The sequence below is a fragment of the Microcoleus sp. Pol14D4 genome (genome assembly GCF_036701245.1).
Taxonomy (GTDB): Bacteria; Cyanobacteriota; Cyanobacteriia; order Cyanobacteriales; family Microcoleaceae; genus Microcoleus.
This window is the reverse complement of sequence record NZ_JAUBQM010000086.1, coordinates 21,882-27,881: the sequence shown is the minus strand read 5'-3', so window position 1 is coordinate 27,881 and position 6,000 is coordinate 21,882. Positions and strand designations below refer to the sequence as shown.

5 protein-coding genes are annotated in these 6,000 nt (G+C 46.1%); 4 read left to right on the top strand and 1 reads right to left on the bottom strand.

Going from position 1 to position 6,000, the window contains the following annotated elements; translation table 11 throughout:
* Positions 1–139: 139 nt before the first annotated feature.
* Positions 140–1,369, bottom strand: coding sequence for a ferrochelatase (locus QUA33_RS23650; RefSeq protein WP_333151670.1), 1,230 nt, complete (start codon positions 1,367–1,369; stop codon positions 140–142).
* A 579-nt stretch (positions 1,370–1,948) separates the two neighbouring features.
* On the opposite strand from QUA33_RS23650, the gene QUA33_RS23645 reads away from it, so the two are divergent.
* The 4 genes from QUA33_RS23645 to QUA33_RS23630 all read left to right on the top strand — a co-directional run bounded on the left by QUA33_RS23645 (position 1,949) and on the right by QUA33_RS23630 (position 5,618).
* A complete protein-coding gene (locus QUA33_RS23645) occupies positions 1,949–2,530 on the top strand; it encodes a hypothetical protein (RefSeq protein ID WP_333151668.1) in 582 nt (193 codons plus the stop codon).
* Positions 2,523–3,248, top strand: a complete 726-nt coding sequence (locus QUA33_RS23640; protein ID WP_333151666.1) for a DUF3120 domain-containing protein — start codon at positions 2,523–2,525, stop codon at positions 3,246–3,248. Before QUA33_RS23645 ends, QUA33_RS23640 begins: the two co-directional genes overlap by 8 nt.
* Before the next feature lie 195 nt (positions 3,249–3,443).
* Positions 3,444–4,292, top strand: coding sequence for an alpha/beta hydrolase (locus QUA33_RS23635; RefSeq protein ID WP_333151664.1), 849 nt, complete (start codon positions 3,444–3,446; stop codon positions 4,290–4,292).
* Between the two features lie 108 nt (positions 4,293–4,400).
* Positions 4,401–5,618, top strand: coding sequence for a pentapeptide repeat-containing protein (locus tag QUA33_RS23630; RefSeq protein ID WP_333151662.1), 1,218 nt, complete (start codon positions 4,401–4,403; stop codon positions 5,616–5,618).
* The last annotated feature ends 382 nt before the right edge of the window (positions 5,619–6,000 follow it).

The following is a 6,000-nucleotide window of genomic DNA, read 5'->3' as shown; positions in this document are numbered from 1 at the left end:
CGCCTGATTGTCGGTATGATCGAATCAATGACGTGGCGATCGGCTAGCTCACTCTTTTAAGATACAAGGGGCGGGTTTTACCAACCATCTATGTCGGAAACCAAGAATATAATAAACCCGCCCCCACCCAAGGACTCAATTAGTGACTGTGCCCGTGCCCGCCATGAGAATGCCCGTGCCCGCCATGAGAATGCCCGTGATCACCATGAGAATGACCGTGAGCCCCATGAGAATGCCCGTGCCCTTCATGAGAATGCGCGTGCTCGCGCTGCGCCGCAGCCAAACTCGGATTAACAGCAACCGCAGTCTCACTCAATAACGCTTCAATCTGCGGATTTGCCCACTCAGCGGCCATTTTCAGAAACTCTGGATGGTCGTTAACGCAAGGTAATTTGCGGTAAGTAACTCCTTGACGCTGTTTCTGCAAAGACTCAATAATGTGGTCTACATCTAACAATGTTTCGTGATTTTCTGTCGCAAATCCGATCGGCATAAACACGATCGCAGTTGCACCCAAATCGATCAAATTCTTCGCAGCCAACGTCGCATCCGGCTGCGTCCATTCAATCAGCGGTGTGTCGTGATTCAGCCAACCCACCGAAATCAAAGGATAGCGATACATCAAACGTTCCCGCACGCGATCGTACAAAGCTTGACTTTCCACAATACCCGAAGTAAAGCCCTTCGCCTTGTGCGGACAACCGTGATTCATCAGCACAATCCCAATCTGAGAAGGCAAATGCGCTACAGCTAAATCGTTCTTAATTTCCTCTTCAACCAAATGCGCCATCAAATCGATGTAAGCAGGTTCATCGTAAAAAGAAGGAATGTAGCGCTGTCCTTTTACCCAATGTTCCTTACCATCAAAGGTTTGTGCTAAAGCTTTATTCACCTGTTCGACAGCAATGCCGCTGGTGAAAACAGAATCAACTACCAACAGCGGATAAATCAGAATTTTGTCAAATCCTTCTGCTTGAATTTGAGGGATTACTTGTTCCGGCAAAAACGGCGCGCAAAAGTTAAAAGCTTTGAACACTTTTACTTTATCGCCCCATTTCTCCTGTAAATTCTTTTCAATCCCGGCGCGCTGCTGTTCAAAAATTGCATTGTGCGGCGAAACGAATTGACCGTGTTGGTGACTCCACTCGTGCAAGTCAAAGATTGCTAAAATCTTCGCCAGCGGCGGATAAATCCAAAGCGGTACTGGCGCAAACTTTGCCGTAAGCAAATTTAAAGCTTGTTCGTTGTAGTTGGCAAAATCGTCGTAGCTTTCGACTTCGCCGTAACCCATCAGCAATACAGCAACGCGATCGTTACTTGCGGGTGCTGCAGATGTTTTGTACTCGATTTTTTCTGGAGAAGCAACCACTTTGTATTCCTCAATTTTATTTATTCTAAGAGATCCAGGCAGGATGAAGGGAGAATCGGAGATTTTTCCTTGTGTGCGATCGCACGACTGACGTGCGCGGGGCTGATTCCCGATTTCTGCGCCCATACTTCCCGGTCAAACCTCTTATTTATCCTAGAAACCGGATTGATGAGCATCAGTCCTAAGTCGGTTTTTTGACCCTGACCCGAAATTCGTAGGGCAGCTAAGCTGGCAGGCCTCTAATTTTCACAATTCTGTTTGTTTAAGCTTTTGTGGGGTCAGCTTCGACGCCGCCGGAAAAGTTAAATCTAAATACAGAACAGCTTAAAACTAGAATCAGCCTTTGCTAAGCTTGACAGGAGATGGGGCGGGGGGGGATAAGTTTCATGTTTTCTTAAGACTCCCTCACCTTGCCTCAGATTAATGCCGTTTGGAGCGTTCCCAGCTTTTAACTTGGGGGGATACTCTTCAAACTTGACTCTATTATAACTTTAACGCCCTATCCCCAGGGGTAGTATATGATATAGTAGGCATATGATAAAGTTATGTTGCGAACTATATTAACTTTCTTGACGAACTATGAGACTGGTAATTTGCCCCGGAGTTCACGAACCAAAGCTAACCGACTGTTTCCTGGCGGGACTTTCGGGGCTTTGGGGACTGGCTGCCGATCGCCAAAACCAGCAAATAGTCGATCGTGTCAAGATTTTTCCCGCTCATAAATATCCGCCTTTTTCTGCTCTTGACATATTGCACTTTTTGTGGAGTCAAGAGTTAGCAGGAGAAAGTCTAGTATTTGTCAGCTTTTCGGCAGGAGTAGCCGGGGCGATCGGGGCGGCTTGGATGTGGCAGCAACTCGGCGGCAAAGTCGGGGCTTTTTTTGCCTTAGACGGTTGGGGAGTACCCCTGGGGGGCAATTTTCCCATCCACCGCATCAGCCACGATCGCTTTACACACTGGAGTTCAGCAATTCTCGGTGGCGGTGGAGAAAGCTTTTATGCAGATCCGCCGATCGAACATTTGGATTTATGGCGAGCTCCCCAAACGGCAAAAGGCTGGCACGTCAGCCAAACCGCCGGGATTGAGACTGTCGCACCCACAACCGCAGCAAAATTTTTAGTCCACCTATTGAAACAATACGGAGTCCAATCAGTTGTTTAATCTAAATTTAGTATCCTCAGCGATCGCACCTATTGCCACCATTGCCCGCCTCGACAATTCTGTCACTTCAGGCACAACAAACAGCATCAAACAGTGGTTGATATTTAGTGCCTCAGCATTTTTAGTATCAATTCCAGTCTTCGTGCAAGCACCGTTAGTTCGCTTGTATCCAACCATCAGTTTGCTGTCAACTATCCCCTGGTTCGTTCTGAGTTTAATTCTCATTTTCCGCCCCAAAACCCAACTTTGGGGAGATTTATTATTAGGATTTGCCGGATGCTGGCTGGCAGGTTCTATCTATTGGGGGTGGTTTAGATGGGAACCAATTTTACATCTACCTATAGAAGCAATTGGCTTGCCTTTTGCTATTTGGTGCTTGGGCAAATCTTGGGGAAAAGTGGGTGGCTATTTTTATTTAGGTTCGCTCTTGGGCACTGCGATTACTGATTTATATTTTTATTTAACTGGGTTGATGCCCTACTGGCGGCAAGTTATGCACGCGGAACCGGAATTAGCTATGCCGATTTTTCAAAGTGCGATCGGTCAAATTGAAACTCCTTGGGGGATAGGTTGCGCTCTAGTTTTAATCGCTGTGTTGCTAACAGTCGGTTTGCTGAGTTTGCGCGATCGAGAACTGCACTGGCGCGCTTTCAGCGGCGCTGTGTTAAGCACGCTTTTGGTAGACGGTTTATTTTGGTTGGCTGCTTCTGCTGCTTAAGATTTATGATTCCTTCCTATGTTGGTAATTTTTTACCGCCGATGTGGGCGGATTGACGCAGATTAACGCAGATTTTTTTGATAGATGTAGTCTTGAGATTCCTGACTTATTTAAGAAGTCGGGAATTTTGGTATTTACTGAACAATTATGAGTTAAAATCTAAAATCTAAAATCTAAGAATCCCAAATCAATATCATGTCTTTCATTTCAATTCGCGGTGTAGAACATTATTACGAGTGGATAACGGCAGATAACAGTGGCAAACCTAGCGGGAAACCAGTGATGGTATTTCTGCACGGCTGGGCGGGTTCAGCGCGCTACTGGGAAAGCACGGCCCGGGCTATTGCTGATGATTTTGATTGTTTGCTTTACGATATGAGAGGTTTTGGCCGATCGCCCTTGCCAAAAGAGCATCCTGAGTCAAGCTACGAACTCGAAACCTACGCCCGCGACTTAGCGGAATTATTAGAAGCTCTGAATTTAAGCCGCGTCTTTCTCAATGCTCACTCCACAGGTGCATCAATTGCTACTTTATTTTTGAACCTTTACCCCGAAAAAGTAGAAAAAGCAATTCTCACTTGCAGCGGGATTTTTGAATACGATGAAAAAGCCTTTACAACTTTTCACAAATTCGGTGGCTATGTGGTAAAATTTAGACCGTCTTGGTTGGCATCCATCCCGTTTGCCGATCGGCTATTTATGGCCCGGTTTTTGCGCCGTTCCCTGCCCACAGAGGTCAGTCTGGCGTTTCTCAAGGATTTTTTAATGGCAGACGAGCAAGCTGCTATAGGTACAATGGTGACGGCCGTCAGCAAAAGAGCCGCCGAGGAAATGCCCCAAGAATTTGCGCGGCTGAGTGTTCCCACACTGCTTGTTGCCGGAGAATTCGATCAAATTATCCCCGCTGCCATGGGAGAGCAAGCAGCCTCCCTCAGCAAAAAAGTAGAATTTGTTATAATTCCCAATACGGCTCACTTTCCGATGCTGGAGGATGCCGCAACATACTTGCAGCGAATTCGAGAATTTTTGCCAGCAGCGGCTTAGCTGAGTTATTGTTCATCTAATGTACGATCGGACAAGCAAGCTTTGAGAACGGCTTTTGCTCCGATCTTAATTTTTAATTCCTAATTTCTTAAAGCGAAAGGTGGTACAATGAACGACCTCGACCAATACTATAAAGTGCTGGGACTGTTGCCGGGAGCTTCCAGAGAAGAAATTAGCCAAGCCTACAAGGATTTAGCGTTCATTTGGCACCCCGATCGCATCCCCAAAGACAATCCCAGACTACTACAGAAAGCTGAAGAAAAGATTAAGGAAATTAATCAAGCTCGCGAACAATTGCGATCGATTCAACCAAGAGGTCAGAATCAGAACGTTCAGCACAAACATACTCAGCACAAACACACCCAGTACCAAAACACCCAGCACAAACACACCCAGCACCAAAATACCCAGCAACAAAACGCTCAGTACAGAAACACTCAGCAACAAAGCGCTCAGTACAGAAACACTCAGCAACAAAATACCCAGCAACAAAATACTCAGTACAGAAACACCCAGCAACCAAATACCCAGCAACCAAATACTCAGCAACAAAATACTCAGTACAGAAACACTCAGCAACAAAATACCCAGCAACAAAATACCCAGCAACCCAATACTCAGTACCAAAACACTCAGTACCAAAATACCCAGCAACCCAATACTCAGTACCAAAACACTCAGCAACCCAATACTCAGTACCAAAACACTCAGCAACCCAATACTCAGTACCAAAACACTCAGTACAGAAATACTCAGTATCCAAACACCCAGCACCAAAACACCCAGCCACCGCCGGCCACCCCAAAAGAACCCCGCTACTCTTCTGAACCCTCTTCAGGAAAATATGCTGGAAATTATGCGGGAAACTATGGGGGAAACCCTGCAGGGCCATATTCAGAGGCGTCCCGCTACCAATCGCAGCCGCCGCCATCTCAGTCTTATCGGCAAGCTGGGCCGCAAGCTCCCGATTTGAGCGGTTCCAACTTCAAAGGAGCTTCCTTAAAAGAAAAGGATTTTTCAGGAAGAAACTTGAGCAATGCAAACCTGAGTGAAGCCGACTTAAGCGATGCTTTTCTACACAACGTCAATCTCACAGGCGCGAATTTGCACCAAGCAAACTTGTTCAGGGCCAATTTGTTAGGAGCTTGTTTGATCAATGCCAACTTGAGAGAAAGCAACTTAATCGGAGCCGATTTGAGCGGTGCTGACTTGAGCGGTGCTGACTTAACAGGAGCGAAAATCGGTTATGGCGATCGAGTTATGGTCAAACTTACCCGGACTACATTAACAGGTACAATCTTACCCGATGGTACTGTTCATAGCTAAATTATTTAGTTTTTAGTCAGTCGTTGTAGACGCGGGTTTTACCCGCAATATTTGCTGCAATTCCTAATACAAAAAAATCCGCCCTTTGCGAATTTGGGATAAAAACTTATATACTGTCCGCTAGAACAACCGCAATAAAATTGGTTCGTAGTGAGGCGGTTCGTCGTCAGAATTGTATGAGGACTTGCATTCCTCGCTGCGTACCCATAATGGTTAAATTACTTGACATGATATTACGCGATCGCGATCGCACCAACCGAGTTTTGTACCCGGTTTAAGAACTGCAACGAGGTCTTTTCGTTCATCAAACCCCGTTTCTGTCTCCAACAGGGCTAATCGAGATTCATATTACAGCAACCGCCAAAATGGTTCCTGTTCTGTT

Excerpts from the sequence above, each read along its gene's own strand:
- QUA33_RS23645 (WP_333151668.1), top strand. The coding sequence starts at position 1,949 with ATGAGACTGGTAATTTGCCCCGGAGTTCACGAACCAAAGCTAACCGAC.
- QUA33_RS23635 (WP_333151664.1), top strand. The coding sequence starts at position 3,444 with ATGTCTTTCATTTCAATTCGCGGTGTAGAACATTATTACGAGTGGATA.
- QUA33_RS23630 (WP_333151662.1), top strand. The coding sequence starts at position 4,401 with ATGAACGACCTCGACCAATACTATAAAGTGCTGGGACTGTTGCCGGGA.